This is a genomic window from Sphingomonas insulae (genome assembly GCF_010450875.1).
Classification (GTDB): Bacteria; Pseudomonadota; Alphaproteobacteria; order Sphingomonadales; family Sphingomonadaceae; genus Sphingomonas; species Sphingomonas insulae.
In genome coordinates, this window is sequence record NZ_CP048419.1 from 23,928 (window position 1) to 43,884 (window position 19,957).

A 19,957-nucleotide genomic window follows, 5' to 3' on the forward strand; every position below is an offset into this window, starting at 1 on the left:
ACCCCTCAAAAAGCGAACTTGGACTGACCCTTGTTCTCCATGGGGCGCAGCTTCGCGAAAGCGAGCAGGTCGGACATCGATCCGCCCTTGTCGCGCCAACCATAAAAAGTGTCCTCGCCAAGCAACACGTAGTGCCATTCCGCGTCGCTGCGCTCCTCGGGGGCCAGGGCGTTGATACGGTCACACCACGCGACCGCGGCCTTACGCTTCCGGAGCACGTTGGGGCTGGTGAGCTGCCCCTGTGCCTTGGTTTCCACCAGGTAGATCGTGCCTCCCGCCCTTACGAAGAAGTCGGGCGAATAGAAGGCCGGCAGGCCGTCTTCCTTGACGTAGCGCAGGCGCGCGAACGTGTGCTTCTGCTCGTTGATTTTGCAGAAGGCGTCAACGCTGCCGTCCCGTTCGCACGTTTCCATGAAGGTTTGCTCGAGCCCGCCATTCCGGGAAGGATATGGAAGGCGCAGGTAGATAGCCTTCTCCACCGCAAGGGACGATCCTTCTCGCATGGCAAGTTTGGGCACCTCGGACAGCCGGCGGTGCGCGACTTCGGCACCCGCAACGACGATGCTCTCTTCGGCTTCGAGGATCGCGCGCGCCCAGACCTTGATGATGTGCTCGGTCACGGGATCGAGCAGCAGCACACGCCAGTTCTCGTCGACCAGCGGCTCGAAATCGCGCCGGAAGAGATGCTGACGGATGAAGCCGTCGATCCCTTCCGCGAGCTCTGCCCGATTGATCTGGATGTAGGGGAATTTGCTCGCGTTGGCGAAGGCCTTGGAGCTGCCGGTCGCCTCGGTCAGCGTGACCGCTTCCGTGATCCGCCGTGTTATCCTGGCGAGATAATCGTTGTAGCCGGTGGCGGTCATCACGCCGCCATGCACGCGATAGTCGCCAAAGCGGGTCTTCGCCTGCACGTCCTCGGAATGGAATTTCTCGCCATGCCCGAGCTGGTTTTTGAGCTGATCTAGGGAGAACGATCCGAAGGGCTCCAGCTCGGTGGGATCGATCTGGGTGTCCTCCAACTCTTCAACCTGCTCGCGCAGGATGAAGGGGATGGCGAAATCATATTCCTCGAAACCGGGACGCAGGCCGACCGAGATCAAATCGCCAGTGGAGCTGGTGTTTTCGTCGTCTTCGTCGTCCACCTCGGCCGCGAGGCCTTCTTGGATCAGCTCGTCGTAGAAGCTCTGGAACGCCGGATGTTCGACGATCGACAGGATGTCGATCATGCTGTTCGGCGTTTTCCCCGTCCGGATAAGGTGGCGGTTCTCCCGCTTCACATCGTCATATTCGTTTCCGCGCCACATGAGGCGAAGACCGCGGCCGATGGTCTGTTCGAGGAGGATGCCGGCGCCCGACGCGCGGAGTGGTACAATGACGCAGATGTTGTTTACGTCGAAGCCCTCGCGGAGCATCAGTACGCTCACGATCACGCGGGGCGACCTATGCCGATCGACGTCGAAAAGACGTTCGCGCAGGACCTTCCATTCGTCGGGCTTCAGCTCGCCCTTCCGATTGGAATCCACCCGTAGCACTTCATCGTCTGCAAGACCCTCGAGCTGCATGAACTCGGCCACAAGAGGCGTGACGGTGGTGTCCTCGCAGACCACCAGCATCTTGGGATGCTTGGCCGGGTCAAGACCAGCGAAATCGGCTTCCAGCTTGCGCAGCTTGGTCAGGCCGGCGCGCAGCATGATGCGCTGCCCCTCGGAGAGCATCGGATTGCCGTGCTCGTCGCGATCCGCCTTGAAGTCCAGCTCCTCATCGCTGAGCGCGCCGATCTCCGACCGCTTGTCCAGCACCAGCGACTTGACCAGACCGGCCTTCATGGCCGTCTTGAGATCGAAATCGACGACGATGTGCGGAAAATAGGACTTCCGCGAGTTCCTGCCGGTGCCCACCTCATTGTAGGGGGTGGCCGAGAAATCGACCTGAACAAACCGGCTTCTTTTCGGCTCGGCGATGAGGTTGAGGCTCTTCTGCCACTCGACCTCCGTCACCTCGCCTTCGCGTTTGAAATCATGGATGTGGTGCGCCTCGTCATTGAAGACCATCAGCGCGGGCAGGTCCTTCAGATACGAAAGGATGCCGCCGCGTTCATAGCGACGGTTGATGACGCTAAGATCGTTGCTGGTCGTTGTTCCGGGTGACAACGGCAACACGCCTTGGGCGACCTGTTTCGGATCTAGCGTCTGCCCGGGCGCATCCACGTCCTCATCTTCCAGCGGTTCACCTTCTTCCGACAAAACATGCCAGTTGGAGATGGCGATAATGCCACCGGCGGTGATCTTCCTCCCGATGTCCTCTTTTGGACAGACAGCGCCTTGAGCAAACCGGAACACCTCTTCCCGGTAAGCATCGGGAATGAAAAGCTCTTGGAAAGTGGCAAGGTCCGAGTTGGTAAAGTCACGCTTGCCCTGACGTTCCTTTCCCATAAAGGCGTCGAGCAGACGATCGTAGACGATAAGACCAGGGGCAACGACTAGGAAGTTCTTGGTGAAGCGTCCACTATCTGGAGACCGGTTGGCGTTGAGAATCTGCCACACCATCAGGGCTTGAAGCACCCACGTCTTGCCTGTGCCTGTCGCCATTTTCAGGCAGTACTTGGGATACGCATTCTTAGGAGCGCGGATGATGTCGGCGTCCCGCGCGCTTGCCAGCATCACCTCCGGGGCCGCAACCTGATAGAGGTCCTGCAGCGTGTTAATGCCGAGAACCTCATGCGCGTAGATGACATTCAGAAGCGCTTGCCGCTGACCGGGGTGGAAGTTGAACGAACGTGCGTCCTGGAAATCGGCTTGGAACCACCACTTAAGCAGTTCGGCGGTTGTCTCAGACACCTGATCCAGGATCGGCGCCTCACCTCTCTCCAGCCCAATGCAAGCCGCGTCCGCCTCTGCCGTAAGCCCTTTTGCAAGGGCGAGATCGTTAATGCTCGTCATTACGCGACCTCGACCACGGCTTCGGCCTCGAAGCCAAATACGTCCACGACGCGCACGCACACCCGGCGAGGCCCCTCCTTCTTGGGGAGCCCTGATAGCCGTGCCGTTGTCATGACACGGTACGGGTCATCATCGTTCTCTGTGTTTCCGCGATAGTCCTGCCATACCGACCGGAACACCTCACCATCATAATCAGGATCGACACTCCAATATTCGATCAAAGCCATCGGATCAGTGCCTATCACTGTTTGTAGCTTCTCACGATTTGCATCATCTAGGCTAAGAGCCTCTGGGGACAGCAAGACGTAATTAGCTATTTCAAGGCTAAGCGACTCCTCGGTGCCGTCCGCAGACCTGCTGACCTGGCCCATCTTAAGATACTGCAACGACGAAAACCGGACCTCATCCGCTTTCAACTTCTGACCTTTTTTCTTCAGGCGATCGAGGAGGTCCGGTGGTATGACCAGGACCTCGAGACGATCACTCTGGCCAAGGGCTTGGATATCGTGGCCGATCGTAGGCGAAAAGTTCCAGCCGAGGACAATGACCTTGTCCCAACCGCCCATCAGGTTGTCCCTGATCTCTATGGCGCGGCGTAGGGTAGTAAGCCCGGTCATCTTATTCGGGCTGTCAGCCAAGACCAATGTCTTGCCGCCGTGCAGACGGCCCATGTTCTTGTTCGGGTTCTCTTCGACCGGCAGGGGCAACGCGCCAAAAAGGCCCAGTACGATTTCCGCGAGATCGCCAATGCGGAAACGGGTACCTAGCGTCGAGCGCATCTGCTCAACCTGATAGTCGCCGATATGCTGGTACAGAAACGGCTTAGCGTCCTGATCAATCATGCGCTTGCGTGCGATCATGCAGGCAGGCTTCCCCAAGTCTGAAACGATCCACCTGCGCCCCAGCTTCTCCGCCACAGATGCGGTCGTTCCCGATCCGGCGAAGAGGTCAAGCACCAGAGAGTCCGGATTGGTCGACGCGCTGATTATGCGCTCAAGAAGCTTCTCAGGCTTCTGGGTTCCATAACCCACCTTTTCAGACGACCAGCCCCGGATCATGCTGATGTCGTCCCACCATGTACCGACCTGAACGCCCTTTGACTGGTCGAGATACTTCTTCTGCATGGGCACCGTGCCGGGCCTGGTCTGGATAACCAGCCCGTCCTCGATGAGCTTGCTCATGCGCTCCTTCGAATACCGCCACGGACGCGTTACACCCATCACCTCATAGACGGGGTTCCCTTTAGCTGCTCCACCTGGACCGAGCATGTTCTCCAGCTTGTACTGACGGCCGTCGGGATCGCGATATTTGTAGAATCCCTCCACGTAGCTATCAGACAGTGGAACGTACAAAGGGTTCCAAATACGATCGGATGTCTTGGAGTAGAAGAGAATGACGTCGTGAACGCGCCCGAAATGCTTACTGCCTTGGGCCGAGTCACCCTTGGCATCAGATCTCTTCCAGCAGATCTCATTCACAAAATTATCGGACCCAAAGATAGCGTCAGCCACGACCCTGACGTAATCTGCCACGTGCCAATCAAGGTGAATGTAGATCGATCCCCGGTCTGAAAGAAGCTCTCGCATCAGAGCAAGCCGTGGGACGATGTTCGATAGATACGAAGCAGTGCCGTCCGACCACGTGTCGGCATAGGCGTACTGCTCGATTGTCGTCGGCTTCTGCTCGATCTCGCCGAATGGCAACTGAAGCTTGGTGCGATAATCTGCCTTGCTGTCGAAAGGTGGATCTATGTAGATCAGGTCCGCCATCCCACGAAGCGAGCCCCCTTGCTCGCCGCCGGCAAGAAGCGCAGCCATTGCGAGAAGATTATCGCCATAGATCAGACGGTTCGTAGGGACGGCATCAGCCCGGTCGCCGCCACGGAATAAGTCGCGCCAGTTGCTGTCCTTTGAAGGGATTACTAACTCGCGTGTTTGGAGGCCGATACGGTAATTGCCTTCTGCGCGTTCCATCACGCGCTCGGCTTCACGTCGACCGTCGGCAAGGATTGCGGGAAGTTGTTCAAGCAAGCTCTTCATCTATTCTGTGATCCCGCTTTCTGCGCTGATGGTCTCCTGAACCGGAGCCGGTAGATGTCTATAAAGGGTGGCAACGGAGACGCCGATGGTGAGGGCAACCTCGCGAGCTGGTGTGCCAGACGCAAGCAGCTTGCGAGCTGCATCGATCCGGCGTGGGGTCATCACTGTCTTACGACCCCCTATCCTGCCCCCTCGCTTCGCGACGATCAGGGCAGCGGTGGTCCTCTCGCGGATCAGGTCGCGTTCCATCTCCGCCATAGCGGCCATGATGTGGAACACGAGCTTGCCTGCCGTTCCAGCAGTATCGATACCGTCGGTGAGGGAACGCAGGCCGATCTTTCGCTCGGACAGCTCGGCAGCAAGGTCGACCAGGCCCTTCATGGTCCGGCCGAGCCGGTCGAGTTTCCACACGACCAAGACGTCTCCCGCCCGCGCGTGCGAAAGCGCATCGGCTAAGCCAGCGCGATCCGCCTTGGCGCCGCTGGCCTTGTCGGAGAACACCTTCTCGCAGCCGGCATCATCGAGTGCCGCGAACTGAGGTGCGAGATCCTGCTCCGGGGTGGACACCCGGGCATAGCCGATCAGCATGGATCATTCTCAAAACTCATCTGCAATGCCTAGCACGGAGGTTCTGTTTCGCGAAAGTGTTTTGAGAGAGGCTGATCGGCTGCTACACGTTCTCACATGAAGGCGCTTCAAAAAGGATCGTTTGCGAGACGGGGTCGTGCGATCGCTGCCACTCCTAACGCGGGTCCGCGAAAGCACGAAAACGGGCGCCAGCTTGGCGTCCTGCCTGCCTTTCCCGAGAGAGCGAGCGCCACGTTTCGTGCTTTCACGGACCACCGCCGCCCCTCCTTCGTGCTTTCGCGGACCTCAGCGATCGGGCTGCCTCCGGAGGTCGCTGCATGACCGGGCGTGATGCAGGGCAAGGCGACCTGTTCGTCCTCGACAGCCCGTTGCTGACGGAAGTTCGCGGCGAGCAGTCGTTGATGGCCTACCCGTTCTTCGCGCTGACTAAGACAGCGTGGAAGCGATCGCTGATCTACAAGACGGAGTCAGTGTCGATCGAGATCGGGCCCGGTCCCCGCGGCGTGGCGACCATCTACGACAAGGAAGTGCTGCTCTATATCGCCAGCCTTCTGGTGGCGAAGCTCGATGCCGGGGAGACCGTCGCGCAGGACTTTTACTTCACCGCCCACGATCTGTTCCGCGTTACCGGCGTCAACGGCTCGGCGCGGTCCTATTCGCGGCTGTCGGATGCCTTGGAAAGACTGCAGGGTACGCAGATCAAGACCAACATCGAGGCCGGTGGCGAGGGACAGGCAGGCTTTTTCTCCTGGCTGTCGGAAGCCCAGCTTCATTACCAGAAGAATGCTCGGGGCGAAAAGCGCCTCAAGGGCGTCAAGGTCCGACTGTGCGATTGGCTCTATCGCGCGATCCTGCGCGACCGGCGCGTTCTGGAATATTCTCCGTCCTACTTCCAGCTCGGACCGGTTGAGCGCAGACTTTACGAAGTTGCGCGATCAACGTGTACGGCCGGGGCAGTTCAAGTGGGGCTGGACGACCTGCGTCTTCAGCTCGGCTATCAGAATTCGCTGAAGCACTTCCGACACGTGATGAAGGGCATTTCGGAAGAGAACGCCATTCCGGACTATCACATCGTCATGGGTGATGGTCTTGCTGCTGAAATGTCGACGACCAAACGGCGAACGACCACAGCCACAACTGTGACGATTACCCCCAAGCCATCCCTGTCGGCTGCTTAACAGGGCGTTCCGAATCGATCTGTTCGGTCAGGGCCGTGTGGTCCGGGAAAACACGAACACGGGTCCTCGAAAGCACGAATGCCGGTCCGCCAAAGCACGAACGCGGGGCGCTCAGGTCCGCCAAAGCACGAACTTTTTCAGGCTTCGGTCCGCCAAAGCACGAATTGTTGTTGTTCGCCGGCGCCGTGATTTCTGCAAAAATCGCCGTCGTCGAACGCGAACCGCGCGCGGCAGAAAACGGGGATCGGCCGTGACCACATAAACGAATGCCCGGCACGAAGGCCGGGCACCCTGGAACGTGATGAGCGATGCTTGGCGGCATCGATCGGGACGTAAGAGACCCTTCTCATACCCGTTTCCGAGCCTTGGTTCAAGGGAGCGCGCTTCGCGCCACGCTCTAGTTTTGCCTGGTCCCGGCCCCAAGAAGGGGACGGAAGATGGGAGCTGTTACACTCGCGCGGGCGAGCTTCATGTCGCTCGACCGCATCGAACGGACGCGGCCGAGGTCACGATCGGGCGCACCAAACCCCACGCGTGCGCACGTGCATCCGAACAGTCGCAGAGCCGGCACCTTCGAGGATGACTTCTTCTACACCTACGCAAAGGGTGAGACCGACCGGCTCTACAAGAAGGCGGTGGAGCTGCTGAAGCGCAAGAACGCTATCCGGCGTCTTGCCCGCTCCGAAGGGCGACAGCTCAGCGAGGACGAACGGCTTGCCACGCTGATTACGCCCGCAGCGGTCCGCGTGTTCGAGCAGCTTACGCATCTCGCGCGCACCTGTGCCGGTAAGGTATTCCCGACCTGGGAATGGATCGAGACGCACACCGGCCTCTCACGTGCGAGCGTCGGGCGGGGGCTGTCGATCCTTGCCAAGATGGGATTGCTCGACAAGCAGCGCCGGTGCGTGCCGATCGACCCTCCCGCCGATCGCCCGAAGGCCCGCAACGCACAGACGTCCAATGTCTATCGGATGAGTTTCCCCAACCGGCTCGCCCGTTTCCTTCCGCGGCGGCTTCGGCCCGTTCCGCTTCCCGACGACGTGGTGCAGCGCGAAACCGACCGCATTGAGGAGATCGAGGCGATGCGCCTATGGCGCACGCCCCGCCAGGTTGTGGCCGAGGAGATCGAGGACGCCGGCCTTCGTCGTGTGTTGGACAGCCTCGCCATCGCAATCGAGAAGCAAGAGTCTCAAAAAAATGGTCAACCGCTCCTAGATTCATATGTTCTAAGCACAGATGGAGTTGGCCTAGACGGCCAACGCTTTAATGCCTGACGGCGATGTAGTCCCAAGACCAACCGGCACACTCCATTCGAACAAAACCACCAAGCCGAACCGTCGGACGCGACGCTTCACGTCGCGGTGCTCCCGGAAGGAGCATGCGTTTTCTGTGGCGCTCAAGTGGCTGGGTTGGTGCCCGGTTCAGCCGTTTGTTGGCGTCGAATGCGACCGTAGCGCCAGCCTCCAGGACGAGGTTGAGCGACTGGGAACCGGCATCCTCCCTCTTCAAGGATCGTCGCGATCCGCCTTTCCCGGCCCCGGGCGAGCCGGCCGATCATCACCAAGGATGTCGCTTTCTGCTCGACCCGCCGAAATCCCGCACGGGTATCCTGTTCGCGCCCTTCTGATCGGCTATTCCTTGATCGATGGGAAAATGGACGCTGACCGCCTTCTACGATCAAGCGAATAACCGGCTGCGCCTACGGCTTCCGCTACGCGGACCCTCCGTTTTTTCGCTTGATCGCGGCGTCCGCACGCCCCTTCAATTCCCATCAGGAATGAGCCTGATCGATCAAAGGACAGGACCATGCAGAACATCGCGGAGTTTCGGATCATCGGCCGGGTCGGCAAGACCACCGAGCATGACAAGGTGACGAAGGTGAACGTCGCTGCCAACTATAACCGCCAGGAGAATGGCGAGTGGGTCACGGACACCCACTGGAACGAGGTGACGCTGTTCGGCAAGTTGATCGAGCGCGCCGCCAAGGCTCAAAAGGGCGACCTGGTGCATATTACGGGCCGCGTCCGCCAGAACTCCTACGACACGGCCGAAGGCCGGCGCTACACGGTGGAGCTGATCGCTGACGGTTTCGCAGTCCTGGCCAAGGGTCCCGAGGATCGCGACTAGGCGCGGTCGGGGCCGCCTACCGGCGGCCCTTCTCGCCGGCGAAGCTCCAGCTCGACCGCTTCCCGGATGAAGTCGGCCTGGCTTTCGCTTTCCCGCAGAACAGACTTGATGCGCCCCAGCGTGCCTTTGGGAAAGCGCGCGAGCGTTTGATCCTCCATCGGAGGGCGACCAACGGAACGGACCTTGCTAGACGTCATCCATTGCCCTAGTAATTACCGATACCGCATATTGACGGTATTTGCGGTATCGTATATTACAGGCTGCGCCTTTCATCAAGGCGACGGAGGCGAAGGCCATGTTGGGTAATCTGCTGACGATCGGATTGTTCGTCCTGGTCGCATGGGCCGTCCTCAGAGGCGGTGGCGGATCTGCTCCGCGCATCTGGAGTGGCGACACTCGGGACGAGGAGGGGCGCCGCAACACACGCACGGATTCCAACTATCGCGGCTATGAGCACTGGAACAACAATTCTGATCGAGGCTGGTAGGGCGTGAAGACCATCGCCATCAATGTCGAGAAGGGCGGCGCCGGAAAGACGATGATCGCCTGCCATCTGGCATGGCTGCTCGCCGACGCCGGTCATCGTGTGCTGTTCCTCGACCTCGACCGCCAGTGCAATGCGACGGACGCGCTTGCCGAGTTCGAGAGCCTCGGCACGTGTAAGCCGCTGTTCGAGCCGAAGTATGTTCCGCCCGCTATATTCCCCCGGCTCGCGATCTACTCCAATCGGATGGGCGGGGAGTATGACGCGGACTACCCCCGCGCGCTTTCGGCGTTGAACGCCAACTTCCCGGCGCTCGACCCCTTCTTCGACTTCTGCATCATCGACACGCCGCCCTCCTGGTCGTGGATCAATTTCGCGGCCCTGTTGGTGTGCAACCACCTGATCGTTCCCGTCGAGTTGGGGCCGTTCGGGCCGGCAGCGACCAAGCAGGTGTCGGACTCGATTCAGACCGTGAACCAGCGCCGGAAGACGCCGATTCACGTCGTCGGGCTCGTGCCCAACCGGGTACGCGCCAATGACACGCATCAGATGAAGATGCTGGCCGCGATCAAAGAGAAGATCGGGCGCAACCTGTTCACCAACTTCCTCCCAGAGCGGGCGCACTACAGCCAAGCAATCCAAGAGCATGTCCCGGTATGGCGGTTCGACAAGGATGTGCGGACTTCGCTTCCGCCCATGCGCGCCTTTCTCGAGGAAGCCATGACCCGGATCGGGAGCCACAAATGACAGACTTCTCCGGTTTCGACGTTTTCAGCGAGAAGGCTGCCGTTGCAGACGCCGATCGCGTTCAGCTCCTTGATCCCGAGCTGGTGTACCCCGATCCCGAGAACGTCCGTAGCGAGATTGATCCCGCCAAGATCGACGAGATGGCAGAGACGATCAAGGAACGCGGCCAGCTTCAGCCCATCACCGTCGCGCCGAAGGATGCCGAAGGGCGCTACCGGATCATGTATGGCGAGCGGCGCTGGCGCGCGTGCCAAAAGCTCGGCATCCAGGTCCGCGCGATCGTCAGCAAGACGGACGACGTGGAGCAGGTCCGGATCGATCAGTTCATCGAGAACGACCAGCGCGAGGACTTGTCGACGGCCGACATGATCCGGTTCGTCACCGGGCAGGTCGCAAACGGACGTTCGCTCGCCGAGCTTGCCCGTGCGACCGGTCGCAACCGCACGCTGCTGACCCGTTACCAGGGGCTCGCGAAGGCTCCCGACTACATCGCCGCGCTTTTCGCCGACATCTCCATGCGCAGCGCGGTCGCACTTGCTCAGGCTGCGAAGACCGACGACGCGGCGACCCGGGCTTTTGTCGCCAACACGGCGGCCGAGGACATGACGGTGTTGGCGTGCGAGCGGTTCGCGCGCGAAGTTGGCGCAAAAAAGTCGGCGCCGAAGCCCGCGCCTACCCCTACCCCTCAAGCCGAAACGACATCGGTTACCGGCGAAGATAGTCTGGCAGCGGCCGAGGGAGGCGAAGCGGCACCGACGACAGACGTAGTCCGGGACGAAGAGGCCGATCGCGCAATGGACGAAACGCCGGTGCCCGTCGGTCCGGCGCTGGCGGACAGTGCGTGGGCGGAGTCCCCTGCCCCCGCGCCTCGATCGCCATCGAAGGCTAGGGCGGGAAGGCAGCGGGTGGAGCGCCCGATGATCGAGATCGAGGGGAAGCGCGCGATGGTCGTCGAGGCGTTGCTGCACTTCGAGGACGAGGCAGAGCCCCGCATCGTAAGCTGGCGCTGACCGCGCCGGCTCAGCGGGCGGCGCCGGCAACAACCGACGCCCACTCCTAGGTGCAATCCTTCCTTCCGCGACTTCATCGCTTCCGAGATCGACTGAGTGTGCCACGTGGCACACTTGAAGGCTGATTTTGGTGGGGGATGTTTGATGGCAGGATAGGTGTTGCTGCGTCCATTGTATTACATTATCCTTCGGTCATGTTGCCCACGCCGCAACCTTCATCCCCCACCAAAGGATCAGCGATGCTGACAGCGCGCGTTGATCGGCAGTTGCTTGCCGCGTTCGACGCGGTGGCCGAGGGCAGGGGAGGGCGCAGTGCGCTCCTCCGCACTGTCCTCCAGCAGGCGCTGAAGCATGTCGCGGACGCGCCTCGGATCGCGGCACGTGCCGACAGCGCCGGCAACCGCGTATCGCTCACGTTCACGGATGCGGAGACGGCCGTGCTCGATCATCGCGCCGCGGAGCGAGGTGTTGATCGCGCGGGGTGGATCAAAGCTCTGGTACGGCGACATATCGGGCTGAAGGGCACGGTCGACGACGGCCTGCGCGATGCCGTGGCGCCCGTCCGCATGCAGCTCCAGCGTATCGGCCGCAATCTCAATCAGGCGATGAAGGCTGGCAACGCTGCGATGATGGCCGACAGTGGCCTGCAGATCGATCGCGAGCTGCGCCGGATCGCAGACATGCGCGAGGAGATCAACGAGCAGATCGCCGCGCTGGCGGACGTGCTGCGCGGCGAGATCGCCTTCTGGGAGGTCGCCGACTGATGCCGTTCGGGGACCGCGAGGACGAATTATGGGAGGCAATGAAGCCGAGCTTCAAGCCGCGCCTCGTCAGCGATCCGAACCTCAAATATGCCCGTCATGTCGTCAATGGCACGGGGCCGTTCGCGGCCAAGTCGCCGGCAGCGTCGCATCTCCGAATGGATGCCAAGGCTACGCTCGCACGTGTCGTTCGAGGCACGCCCGAGGTGCTGGTCAAGGTAACGGGGCGCAAGAAGGGCGCTAAGCACCTCGCTGCGCATCTCGATTATATCGGCCGCCACGGCGACATCCGGATCGAGACGCGCGATGGCGAGCATATCACAACCAAGGACGACGCTCAGCGGATCGCGGACGAATGGTCCGATCCTCTGTATTGGCGCCAGGGCACGACCGTCTCGGCCGTGGCGATGGTGTTTTCCATGCCAGCAGGAACAGATCCCGAAACTGTGAAGCAGGCGGTCCGTGAGACGGCCGAGCGGATAGTCGGCGAGAACCACGACTATCTAATGGCGCTCCACACGGACACGCCGCGTCCTCATGTCCATCTTACGGTTCAGGCCGAAGGCCTTAACCGCAAGCGGTTCGATCCAAGACGCGAGGATCTGTTTCGCTTCCGGGAGGCGTTCGCGGAAGCGCTGCGCAGCCGCGGCGTCGAAGCAGAGGCGACCCCCCGTTACACGCGGGGCCAGGGTAGGGCCGGCACCAGCATGGCGCTCACCCAGCTACGCGCCCGGATACGTAGCGGGGCGTCCCGTCAGCCGACCGAAGCCGATCTACGGCAGGCCCGCGCAGCCATGCAGATAGCGCTCGGTAGAGCCGAGCAGCCCACGTTCGTCTCCAAGACTCGGGCGAGATGGCAGGACACCAAGCGGCGTTACGAAGCCGCAGCCGAACGTCTTGATCGCAGTCCCGAGCACGAGGATCGCAATCTGGCGCGTGACGTGCGGCAGTTCCTCCAGGAGCGGGCAAGCATTGAGACAATTCCTGACAAGATGCTGCGTGAAGCAGAAGCGCGTATGAGAGAGGCGCAGGAGCGAACTAGGAGCAACCCGGCGCAGGATCAGGGTGTGCCACGTGGCACACCTCCGCCTCCAACAAGGCGGCGCTAATTGCCAAGTGACAAGGGTGCGCGCTCCTGCATGGAGCGGGGCTAACGGCAGGCCAGCAAGCAAACGGGAATGGCGAGGCTTGGGGACATTTCCGTCAGGCGGCTATTTGGAGCTCCGCAGCGGATAGCTGCCGCTCGCTACGCCGCGAGCTGTCCCGAAAACGATCGGGAAAAGAGAATGGGCGAACCTCCTCGGAAGGTCTCGCAGCTTGTAAAATCGGTCGCCACTCAGGGGGATGTGCCGCCTGCCATGCCACTCAACGTCTTTCGGCACTGGCGATCGTTCAATTGGTTGATCTTTACTTCTTGAACACTGACCCGGCTCAATCCCTGCGGCAGGTAGCGGATGATGCGCTTAACGCCGTTATCCTCCACCCGCAGGCCGTAGGGGACGCTGGCATTGTCCGTCTCACCTTCGGTGCGCTCAACGATTTTCATGCCGTCGCGCAGACCTGCCACATAGGCCGGTAGGCGTGGATCAACGCCGGTCACAACGTTACCGGCAGCGGCAGTCGCTTCCGCATCAAATCCTCGGGAGAACGAGGGGCGCTGATTAGTCACGATGGTGGCGCACGCTCCAAAGGTATCAGCAGGAAGCAAGATCGGCTCTCCGCCCTCCAGATACCGAGCTTCATCAGCCGCGATGTCCAGCCCTTTACGGTTCGCCATTTGGCGAAAAAGGTCCGTTGCGTATTCGCCGGACGTGCGGGCTGTGGCCAGTTGCGCGTGCATCACTGTGTCGAGATTGACCCGACCGCCACTCGCCTCAAGGAGCTTCCGGTTCCAGATCGCAGCCAGAAGCGCCCCCCGCTGATAGGCAAGCTTCTGCGCCGCGTCATTCTCCCAGAATGCCGAAGCTGCCTGCGGGCCGGAAAGGGTGCGCACAGGCGAACCGGCATAGGCCGCCAGCATCTCGTTCCACTGCGCCGCGAAATCCGCTGGCGAGATCAGGCCAGCGCGCACCATCAATGCCCGAGCGTAATAGTCCGTGAAACCCTCGCTGAACCAGTAGTGAGCTGGCCGCGTCTTGCGGTCCTGGGGCATGGTGCCGAGGCGGGCAGAGTTCCACGTGTGGAAATACTCGTGCGCGAGCAGCCACTTCATGCGTTCGAGGGGCGTGCGCTGATCGACCCATAGGGCGAAGGCATCACCCCGGCCTGTACCGCCCATGCTCATCACCGTTGGATCGCCGACGATGGGAGCGGCCGTCACCAGAAAGGGCGCGCGCCGGCCCGTCCGCCAGAAATCACGTTCGACGGCGATCACCTGACGGGCAAGCGCGTTCAACTGCTCTGGTGTGAAGGCGTAGCGCCCGATCGTCGCGACGCGCACGCCTGATCCGTCATGGGCCGAGAAGGTTTGCAGGTCACGGCCTCCGATAACGATGCTTTCCAGCGCATCCGCGATGGTGCCGGAACGCAGCGCGCTACGGCTCCGGCCGGCAAGGTGCTCGAGATCGGACGCAAAGCCGATCCCCGGTGTACCTATCCAGTCGAACGTCGCAGGCACCGCTTCCCGCCCGCCGGGAAAGCCGAACAGCGCATTGCCGGCGGCATAGAACCAGCGCGGGCGGACGACGGGGCGGGCCTGTTCAGTGTCCTCGACAGTTGGGTCGTGATCGTAGGCGGACACGACCCGGTAGGAGACGGTCAGGTTTGCGCCAGGGACAGCGCGAATTTGCCAGTGTCCGCCATCGCGCCGTTCGACGATTGTCGCGCCCGCTACCTTGAGATCGCGCGTCCATTGCCAAAGACGGCGCTCACCGCTCCAACCGTCATCCCACCGAAAGTCGGTGACTCCGGATGGGTCGGCGCGGAAGCTCACTTGTATGCGTAAGCCTGTAAGCTCGTCGCCCGACATCTCCGGAGCCAGCGTGTAATGGACAGGCTCCAGCCTCGTTGGCGAAGCCGCAGTGGAGAGTGAAAGGGCAGCAATGCTTAGCAGGAGGCGCATGTCTATATCGTAACGATGACGGGCGTTTCGACAAATATGAACATCCCTGATTGGGCGCCGCCAGCAAGATGGCCGAGGCATTCCCGATGGGATGATTGATTGGGAATGAGATGTTGCACGAGTAGGCGCGCCATCAACACCTTTGCACAAGCTTTGGACGAGAGGCGTCCATGTGCCAGAGGCGCACGCATGTCTGGACGAGGTAAAGCAAGCATCAGGATCCCGCCATGGCGCGCGATCGGTGCGGCGTGGGCGTTGGTTGCGCTCGCCTACACGCCGGCGGTGTGGCTGCTGAACGCCAGCGCCGGGTGGCGAACGCTGCTGGCGACCATCGGTGCGATGATCCTGTTCTTTCTGCCTTGGGCGCTGGTCACCCCGGCTGTGCTGCGGGCGAGTGCGCGGCAGCCCCTAGGAGCAGGTCGCACCTTGCGATCTCTGATTGGGATCGGAGGAATGGGCGTCATCCTTGTTCCGGTTGTTACGGCCCTGGGCCTCATGCTGAACGAAGTTGCAGCGTGGCTGATCGAGGGGCGCCGCTTCCCACCCCTGGCGCAACTCACACAGGGCGGCACCATCACCTCCTTCTTCTCGGTTCCCGTCTATGTAGCGGTAATCGGCGTGGGTCAGGCGCTGCTGTGGATCCGCCAAGCAAGCGAGCGGGAGCGCCTGCGGGCCGATGCGCGGCTCGATGCGCTTCGGGCGCAGATCAACCCGCATTTCCTGTTCAATGCGCTGACCGCCATCGGCGAATTGGCCCATAACGATGCCGGTGTAGCGCAGGCTGCAATCGCGCGGCTCGCTGCCGTGCTGCGCGCCACTTTGGCGGTCAAGCGACCGGAACTGATGCTGGCCGAGGAGATCGCGATCGCGAAGGATCATGTCGAACTCTATCGGCTGCTGCTGCCGGGGCCGCTCGACTTTCAGGTGACGGCATCGCCTGCCGCCTGGAACGCCCGCGTGCCGGCGCTGATCCTCCAGCCACTGGTAGAGAACGCGCTGGTCCATGCGCTCGCTCGGATTGCAAAAGGGCGGCTGAGCATCGCCGCCGAGGACCGTGACGGGCGCCTGTCAGTGCATATCCGGAACTCGATGCCGGACAACGTCGCCCCCTCGCGAGGAGCGGGCTCGGGCTTTGCAAACGTGCGGGAGCGGCTGGCAACCCTCTACGGCACGGACGCGACACTGGCGACCGACGTCCAGGGTGGGCAGTTCATGGTGACGGTCGACCTTCCCCTGTCCACGACGGGCGACGCCACGGCATGATCCGCACGCTCATCGTCGAGGACGTGGCGCTGGTGCGGGCCGGCCTTCGTCGCCTGCTGGCCGAGCATCCCGATGTGGAGGTGGTGGGCGAGGCCGCAACGGTCGCGGATGCGCTGGCACAGGCGGCCGCGACACGGCCGACGCTCGCTTTCCTGGACGTCGAGCTGCCCGACGGCACCGGGCTCGCGCTGGCGGAGGCGCTGGCGCATCCCCGGCCTGCTTTCGTCTTCCTGACCGCCTTTCCCGACTTCGCGCTGCCCGCCTTCGGGGTCGAGGCGATCGACTACCTGCTCAAGCCGGCGACGGCGGAAGATGTCGCCCGAGCGCTCGATCGGATGCGGCGCGCACAAGGGGCACACTCAGCCAAGCCTAGCAAACCGCGCCATCTCGAAATCCGAGACGGCGGGCGGACGATGTTCGTGCCGCTGGACGCGATCGAGCGTGTCGATGCCGCCGGCCACTATCTTTGCGTTCACGCGCTCGGCCAAGTGCACCTGCTGCGTACGCCGATCACCGAACTGGTGGAGCGGCTCGGCCCCGACTTCGTCCGGGTTCATCGCTCGACGCTGATCCGGCTCGACCGGATCGCGGCGATCACCGACCGGCGTAACGGCGATGGCGACATTAGCCTCACGGACGGGAGCACGGTGCCGCTCAGCCGAACCTTTCGCGCCGAACTCGCGCGGCGACTTGCCGCAGCGGCACGCTGACGCGCACGGCTCGCGCCACCAAGAACACTGCTCACGCCCGAACGGTTGCGGGCGACGCATGGCCGCCGTCTTGCCTCCCACCGAGATCAGGGAGGCAGGTGATGGGACTGAAAAGACTGTTTGTCGGATTTACGATGCTGCTGGTGGCTGCGCCCGCGGTAGCTGGGGAGGGGGCGTTTCTCATTCGAGGTGCGCGGGTGTTCGATGGAACGCGCGTGCTTAGCCGCCGGGAGGTGCTGGTCGAGGGCGGCCGCATTGTTGCGGTGGCGCGCAGGGTGAAGGCACCCGCCGGTACCGAGGTTGTCGAGGCGCGCGGGCGGACACTGTTGCCAGGCCTGATGGACGGCCATGTCCATGTCTTCGCCGGCGCACAGACCGATGCGCTGCGGTTCGGCGTGACGACCGTATTCGACATGTATTCAACCGCCGACCGCGCGACGATCAACCGCTGGCGGGCGCAGCGGCGATCCGATGGACTGGTCAGCGAAGCTGATACGTTCACGGCCGGAGTTGGGGCGACCCCGCCTGGTGGCCATCCGACGGAGCTGATGCGAGGCTCGACCAAGCTACCGACGCTCGCCACCGATGCCGACGCGGGAGCCTTCATGCGGGCGCGGGTCGAGGCGGGATCGGACTATATCAAGGTGCTTCAGGATGATGGAGCGAGGCAGGGCGAACCAGCCGACATGCCTGCCTTCACCCCGACGCGCTTCGCCGAGGTCATTGCCGCCGCCAAGGCGACCGGCAAACTCGTCGTCGTCCACGTCCAGAAACTGGCCGATGCGCGGATCGCGGTCGCAAACGGCGTCAACGCGCTTGAGCATGCCGTCTGCGATGAGCCTGTCGATGACGCGCTTATCGCGGCGATGAAGGCGCATGGAACCGTTCAGACGGCAACGCTAGCGACCTATGCGGGCCTTGCAGGTACCGATGATGCCCGCCAACTGGCGGCAGACCCGGCAATCGCGCCCTTGCTTTCATCCATGCAGAAGGGGATGCTGACACTCGACTGGCAGCACCCGCGACCCGTCGATTATGCGACAGCTCTTGCCAATGTGAGCAGGCTCGCCCGCGCCGGCATCACGATGATCGCGGGCACCGACGCGCCGAACCCGACTACCGCGTTTGGACCTTCCCTGCATCTGGAACTCGCTTTGCTGGTCCACGCGGGTCTAAGCCCGACACAGGCGCTCATCGCCGCGACCTCCGCCCCGGCCCGCTTCTTTGGGACTACTGATCGCGGACGCATCGCACCTGGACTCAAGGCCGACATGATCCTCGTCGATGGTGACCCGACCAGGGACATCGTCGCTCTGCGCCACATCGTCAACATCTGGAAGAACGGCTACGTTGTTGATCGTAAGCCGCGGACCTGAACAGCAGAGCGTTCTCGGAAACGAACGGCCAGCGAGACGGGCGACGCTTTCCCAGAAGGATGGTATTTTGGGAAAGCTATTGTGGTGATGCCCTTCCTCGCTTGGTCCTAACGACGGAGCGGGCAGCAATCTCACCCACAAGCAATCCGCCAAGCACGAACCAATCTTCGCGGCTAAACGGCCACGCGCTCCACCCGAGGACGCGGGGGATAATTAGAGCTAGCAGCCCCCCGACAAATGCGACGGGGATATGTTGCATAAGGCGCATCGCATCGTCCTTGAACTAATGGCGTACCCACTAGGCGCTCGGCGGAAACGCTCGGAAGTGTCTGATAGCTACGGCAGCCATCAGACCAGAAACGCCAACGGAGAAAAGTGCTGCGTGAAGGCTATGGTCTACAGCAACATATCGGCTGGATGTGAACAAGCCAAAGGCAGCGCCGATAACGGCATAGCGAGCCAACGGCGGGAGGTAAGGGTTACGCATCAACATCGTCACGATGATCGCGATGCCGCCAATGGCCGCAGCCAAACTCAATGCGTCATAGATCATCGTCAACCGCCTCCGCTGAGATGATCGAAGTTAGACGATTGGCGACCGCGTTTGCAATCAGACGGGGATAGAGGCGGCGGGGCTTCCCAAAAACGAACGGCCAGCGGGACGGTCGCAGCCGTCCCGATTGGGATGGTGAAACGGGAATGTCCGCTATTGGTGGTAATCGGAACCTCCGGTTCTGGATTGAAAGCGAACTGGGGGCGTCACATAGAATGGGCACAGATATACGGTAACGGCTCAAGGCCGTTGCGCTCGGCCCTTCATCGAGAACAGGAAAGTGGCGGTGAGAGCCGCAGCGATGGCGAAGTGGAACGTACCGGCTTCTGGTGACCAGCGGCTCGCCCACAGGCTGCGATCAAAGGCTATGCCGCCAACGGCATTCACCAGCCCATGCAGCCAGATGCAGGGGATCAGGCTGCCACGGCCGATCAGCCATATGCGCGACATTACAAAGGACAGGCCGATGACGCCGAGCGTGTAGAGGGGAAGATAGGCGACGAAGGGAACGCCGCTCCGCCAGTCGGCGAACATCGCCATGATCGGCAGGTGCCACAGTGCCCAGACGATACCGATGATGAGGGAGGCGCGAACCTCGCCACCCTGCTCCAGCAGTCGCGGCAACAGATAGCCGCGCCACCCGCCTTCCTCTCCCAACGGACCGGCCCCCATGATTGCGGTCGCCACGCCGTTGAAGACCGAAACCGGGAACACCGTCAGGTACAGGAGGATCGGTGCCTGACCATGCAGCCCTTCAAGCCGTGGGGCATAACCGAGGGCGATCGTCAGAAGGAGAAGCGCTATCGGAAATGGCAGCAGCGCAGCGGCATAGGCCCGCCATCCACAGCGGAAGCGGATGAATCCGCGCAGCCATTCCTTGAGGGAGCCGGGGCGCGAAATCGCAGAGAGAATGGCCGCAGCCACGCCCGGTCCGAACGACCCGGCATAGATCGCCGCCATCATGGCTCCGGGACCGTGAAACGTATTCGGTCGTCCGGTTGCCAGCCATATCCCGATCCAGATCGACCAACTGATCGACACCGTCAGCAGGACGAACGCCATCGCACCCGGTCGCGTGCGACCGGCTGTCTTGTCAGCCATCATTATTTCCTTGTTATGCG

General features: G+C 61.9%; 17 protein-coding genes. 10 read left to right on the top strand and 7 right to left on the bottom strand.

The genetic code is table 11. From position 1 onward, the window contains the following. Positions 1–5: 5 nt before the first annotated feature. Genes GTH33_RS00095 through GTH33_RS00105 form a run of 3 tightly spaced genes read right to left on the bottom strand, consistent with a single transcriptional unit; the run spans position 6 to position 5,566 of the window. A complete protein-coding gene (locus GTH33_RS00095; RefSeq protein WP_163956322.1) occupies positions 6–2,939 on the bottom strand; it encodes a DEAD/DEAH box helicase family protein in 2,934 nt (977 codons plus the stop codon). Then, complete coding sequence (locus tag GTH33_RS00100; protein WP_163956324.1) at positions 2,939–4,978, bottom strand: site-specific DNA-methyltransferase; 2,040 nt, start codon at positions 4,976–4,978, stop codon at positions 2,939–2,941. The genes GTH33_RS00095 and GTH33_RS00100 overlap by 1 nt, the downstream gene beginning before the upstream one ends. After that, on the bottom strand, positions 4,979–5,566 hold the full coding sequence (locus GTH33_RS00105; protein ID WP_163956326.1) for a recombinase family protein: 588 nt from the start codon (positions 5,564–5,566) through the stop codon (positions 4,979–4,981). It abuts the gene before it with no gap. A gap of 317 nt (positions 5,567–5,883) precedes the next feature. Here GTH33_RS00105 and GTH33_RS00110 point away from each other — a divergent pair, with 317 nt between their 5' ends. The 3 genes from GTH33_RS00110 (at position 5,884) to GTH33_RS00120 (ending at position 8,871) form a co-directional block, all read left to right on the top strand. Then, complete coding sequence (locus GTH33_RS00110; RefSeq protein ID WP_037486997.1) at positions 5,884–6,744, top strand: replication initiator protein A; 861 nt, start codon at positions 5,884–5,886, stop codon at positions 6,742–6,744. 470 nt (positions 6,745–7,214) lie between these two features. Then, entirely contained in the window at positions 7,215–8,018 is an 804-nt protein-coding gene (locus GTH33_RS00115; protein WP_243848524.1) for an RNA replicase, read from the top strand. A gap of 532 nt (positions 8,019–8,550) precedes the next feature. After that, entirely contained in the window at positions 8,551–8,871 is a 321-nt protein-coding gene (locus tag GTH33_RS00120; protein WP_163956329.1) for a single-stranded DNA-binding protein, read from the top strand. Here GTH33_RS00120 and GTH33_RS00125 read toward each other — a convergent pair. After that, positions 8,868–9,029 carry a YlcI/YnfO family protein gene (locus GTH33_RS00125; protein WP_161604098.1) on the bottom strand — a complete coding sequence of 54 codons (162 nt, stop codon included), beginning with the start codon at positions 9,027–9,029 and terminating at the stop codon, positions 8,868–8,870. The genes GTH33_RS00120 and GTH33_RS00125 overlap by 4 nt on opposite strands. A gap of 332 nt (positions 9,030–9,361) precedes the next feature. Here GTH33_RS00125 and GTH33_RS00130 point away from each other — a divergent pair, with 332 nt between their 5' ends. From GTH33_RS00130 to GTH33_RS00145, 4 genes are all read left to right on the top strand, one after another. After that, positions 9,362–10,102 carry a ParA family protein gene (locus tag GTH33_RS00130; protein WP_163956331.1) on the top strand — a complete coding sequence of 247 codons (741 nt, stop codon included), beginning with the start codon at positions 9,362–9,364 and terminating at the stop codon, positions 10,100–10,102. Beyond that, positions 10,099–11,112: a ParB/RepB/Spo0J family partition protein gene (locus GTH33_RS00135; RefSeq protein WP_163956333.1), complete on the top strand. Its 1,014-nt coding sequence runs from the start codon at positions 10,099–10,101 to the stop codon at positions 11,110–11,112. The genes GTH33_RS00130 and GTH33_RS00135 overlap by 4 nt, the downstream gene beginning before the upstream one ends. A gap of 239 nt (positions 11,113–11,351) precedes the next feature. Continuing rightward, complete coding sequence (locus tag GTH33_RS00140) at positions 11,352–11,876, top strand: hypothetical protein (RefSeq protein ID WP_163956335.1); 525 nt, start codon at positions 11,352–11,354, stop codon at positions 11,874–11,876. Between the two features lie 38 nt (positions 11,877–11,914). Beyond that, the gene (locus tag GTH33_RS00145) at positions 11,915–12,982 is read left to right on the top strand and encodes a relaxase/mobilization nuclease domain-containing protein (protein WP_249054807.1); all 1,068 of its coding nucleotides are present in this window, start codon (positions 11,915–11,917) and stop codon (positions 12,980–12,982) included. Positions 12,983–13,209: 227 nt separating this feature from the next. Here GTH33_RS00145 and GTH33_RS00150 read toward each other — a convergent pair whose 3' ends face one another. Then, a complete protein-coding gene (locus GTH33_RS00150) occupies positions 13,210–14,934 on the bottom strand; it encodes a M61 family metallopeptidase (RefSeq protein WP_163956339.1) in 1,725 nt (574 codons plus the stop codon). Positions 14,935–15,189: 255 nt separating this feature from the next. Between GTH33_RS00150 and GTH33_RS00155 the strand changes: the two genes are divergently transcribed. The 3 genes from GTH33_RS00155 (at position 15,190) to GTH33_RS00165 (ending at position 18,283) form a co-directional block, all read left to right on the top strand. Beyond that, positions 15,190–16,197 carry a sensor histidine kinase gene (locus tag GTH33_RS00155; RefSeq protein ID WP_163956341.1) on the top strand — a complete coding sequence of 336 codons (1,008 nt, stop codon included), beginning with the start codon at positions 15,190–15,192 and terminating at the stop codon, positions 16,195–16,197. Beyond that, positions 16,194–16,907 carry a LytR/AlgR family response regulator transcription factor gene (locus tag GTH33_RS00160; RefSeq protein ID WP_163956343.1) on the top strand — a complete coding sequence of 238 codons (714 nt, stop codon included), beginning with the start codon at positions 16,194–16,196 and terminating at the stop codon, positions 16,905–16,907. The genes GTH33_RS00155 and GTH33_RS00160 overlap by 4 nt, the downstream gene beginning before the upstream one ends. Positions 16,908–17,122: 215 nt before the next feature. Next, on the top strand, positions 17,123–18,283 hold the full coding sequence (locus GTH33_RS00165) for an amidohydrolase family protein (protein ID WP_163956345.1): 1,161 nt from the start codon (positions 17,123–17,125) through the stop codon (positions 18,281–18,283). Between the two features lie 298 nt (positions 18,284–18,581). Here GTH33_RS00165 and GTH33_RS00170 read toward each other — a convergent pair whose 3' ends face one another. Both GTH33_RS00170 and GTH33_RS00175 read right to left on the bottom strand, forming a co-directional pair. Continuing rightward, complete coding sequence (locus GTH33_RS00170) at positions 18,582–18,836, bottom strand: hypothetical protein (protein ID WP_163956347.1); 255 nt, start codon at positions 18,834–18,836, stop codon at positions 18,582–18,584. Between the two features lie 240 nt (positions 18,837–19,076). Then, a complete protein-coding gene (locus GTH33_RS00175; RefSeq protein WP_163956349.1) occupies positions 19,077–19,898 on the bottom strand; it encodes a CPBP family intramembrane glutamic endopeptidase in 822 nt (273 codons plus the stop codon). Between the last annotated feature and the right edge of the window lie 59 nt (positions 19,899–19,957).

Excerpts from the sequence above, each read along its gene's own strand:
- GTH33_RS00100 (WP_163956324.1), bottom strand. The coding sequence starts at position 4,978 with ATGAAGAGCTTGCTTGAACAACTTCCCGCAATCCTTGCCGACGGTCGA.
- GTH33_RS00095 (WP_163956322.1), bottom strand. The coding sequence starts at position 2,939 with ATGACGAGCATTAACGATCTCGCCCTTGCAAAAGGGCTTACGGCAGAG.
- GTH33_RS00105 (WP_163956326.1), bottom strand. The coding sequence starts at position 5,566 with ATGCTGATCGGCTATGCCCGGGTGTCCACCCCGGAGCAGGATCTCGCA.
- GTH33_RS00140 (WP_163956335.1), top strand. The coding sequence starts at position 11,352 with ATGCTGACAGCGCGCGTTGATCGGCAGTTGCTTGCCGCGTTCGACGCG.
- GTH33_RS00160 (WP_163956343.1), top strand. The coding sequence starts at position 16,194 with ATGATCCGCACGCTCATCGTCGAGGACGTGGCGCTGGTGCGGGCCGGC.
- GTH33_RS00145 (WP_249054807.1), top strand. The coding sequence starts at position 11,915 with ATGAAGCCGAGCTTCAAGCCGCGCCTCGTCAGCGATCCGAACCTCAAA.
- GTH33_RS00150 (WP_163956339.1), bottom strand. The coding sequence starts at position 14,934 with ATGCGCCTCCTGCTAAGCATTGCTGCCCTTTCACTCTCCACTGCGGCT.
- GTH33_RS00115 (WP_243848524.1), top strand. The coding sequence starts at position 7,215 with ATGTCGCTCGACCGCATCGAACGGACGCGGCCGAGGTCACGATCGGGC.
- GTH33_RS00170 (WP_163956347.1), bottom strand. The coding sequence starts at position 18,836 with ATGATCTATGACGCATTGAGTTTGGCTGCGGCCATTGGCGGCATCGCG.
- GTH33_RS00120 (WP_163956329.1), top strand. The coding sequence starts at position 8,551 with ATGCAGAACATCGCGGAGTTTCGGATCATCGGCCGGGTCGGCAAGACC.
- GTH33_RS00135 (WP_163956333.1), top strand. The coding sequence starts at position 10,099 with ATGACAGACTTCTCCGGTTTCGACGTTTTCAGCGAGAAGGCTGCCGTT.
- GTH33_RS00175 (WP_163956349.1), bottom strand. The coding sequence starts at position 19,898 with ATGGCGTTCGTCCTGCTGACGGTGTCGATCAGTTGGTCGATCTGGATC.
- GTH33_RS00110 (WP_037486997.1), top strand. The coding sequence starts at position 5,884 with ATGACCGGGCGTGATGCAGGGCAAGGCGACCTGTTCGTCCTCGACAGC.
- GTH33_RS00125 (WP_161604098.1), bottom strand. The coding sequence starts at position 9,029 with ATGGAGGATCAAACGCTCGCGCGCTTTCCCAAAGGCACGCTGGGGCGC.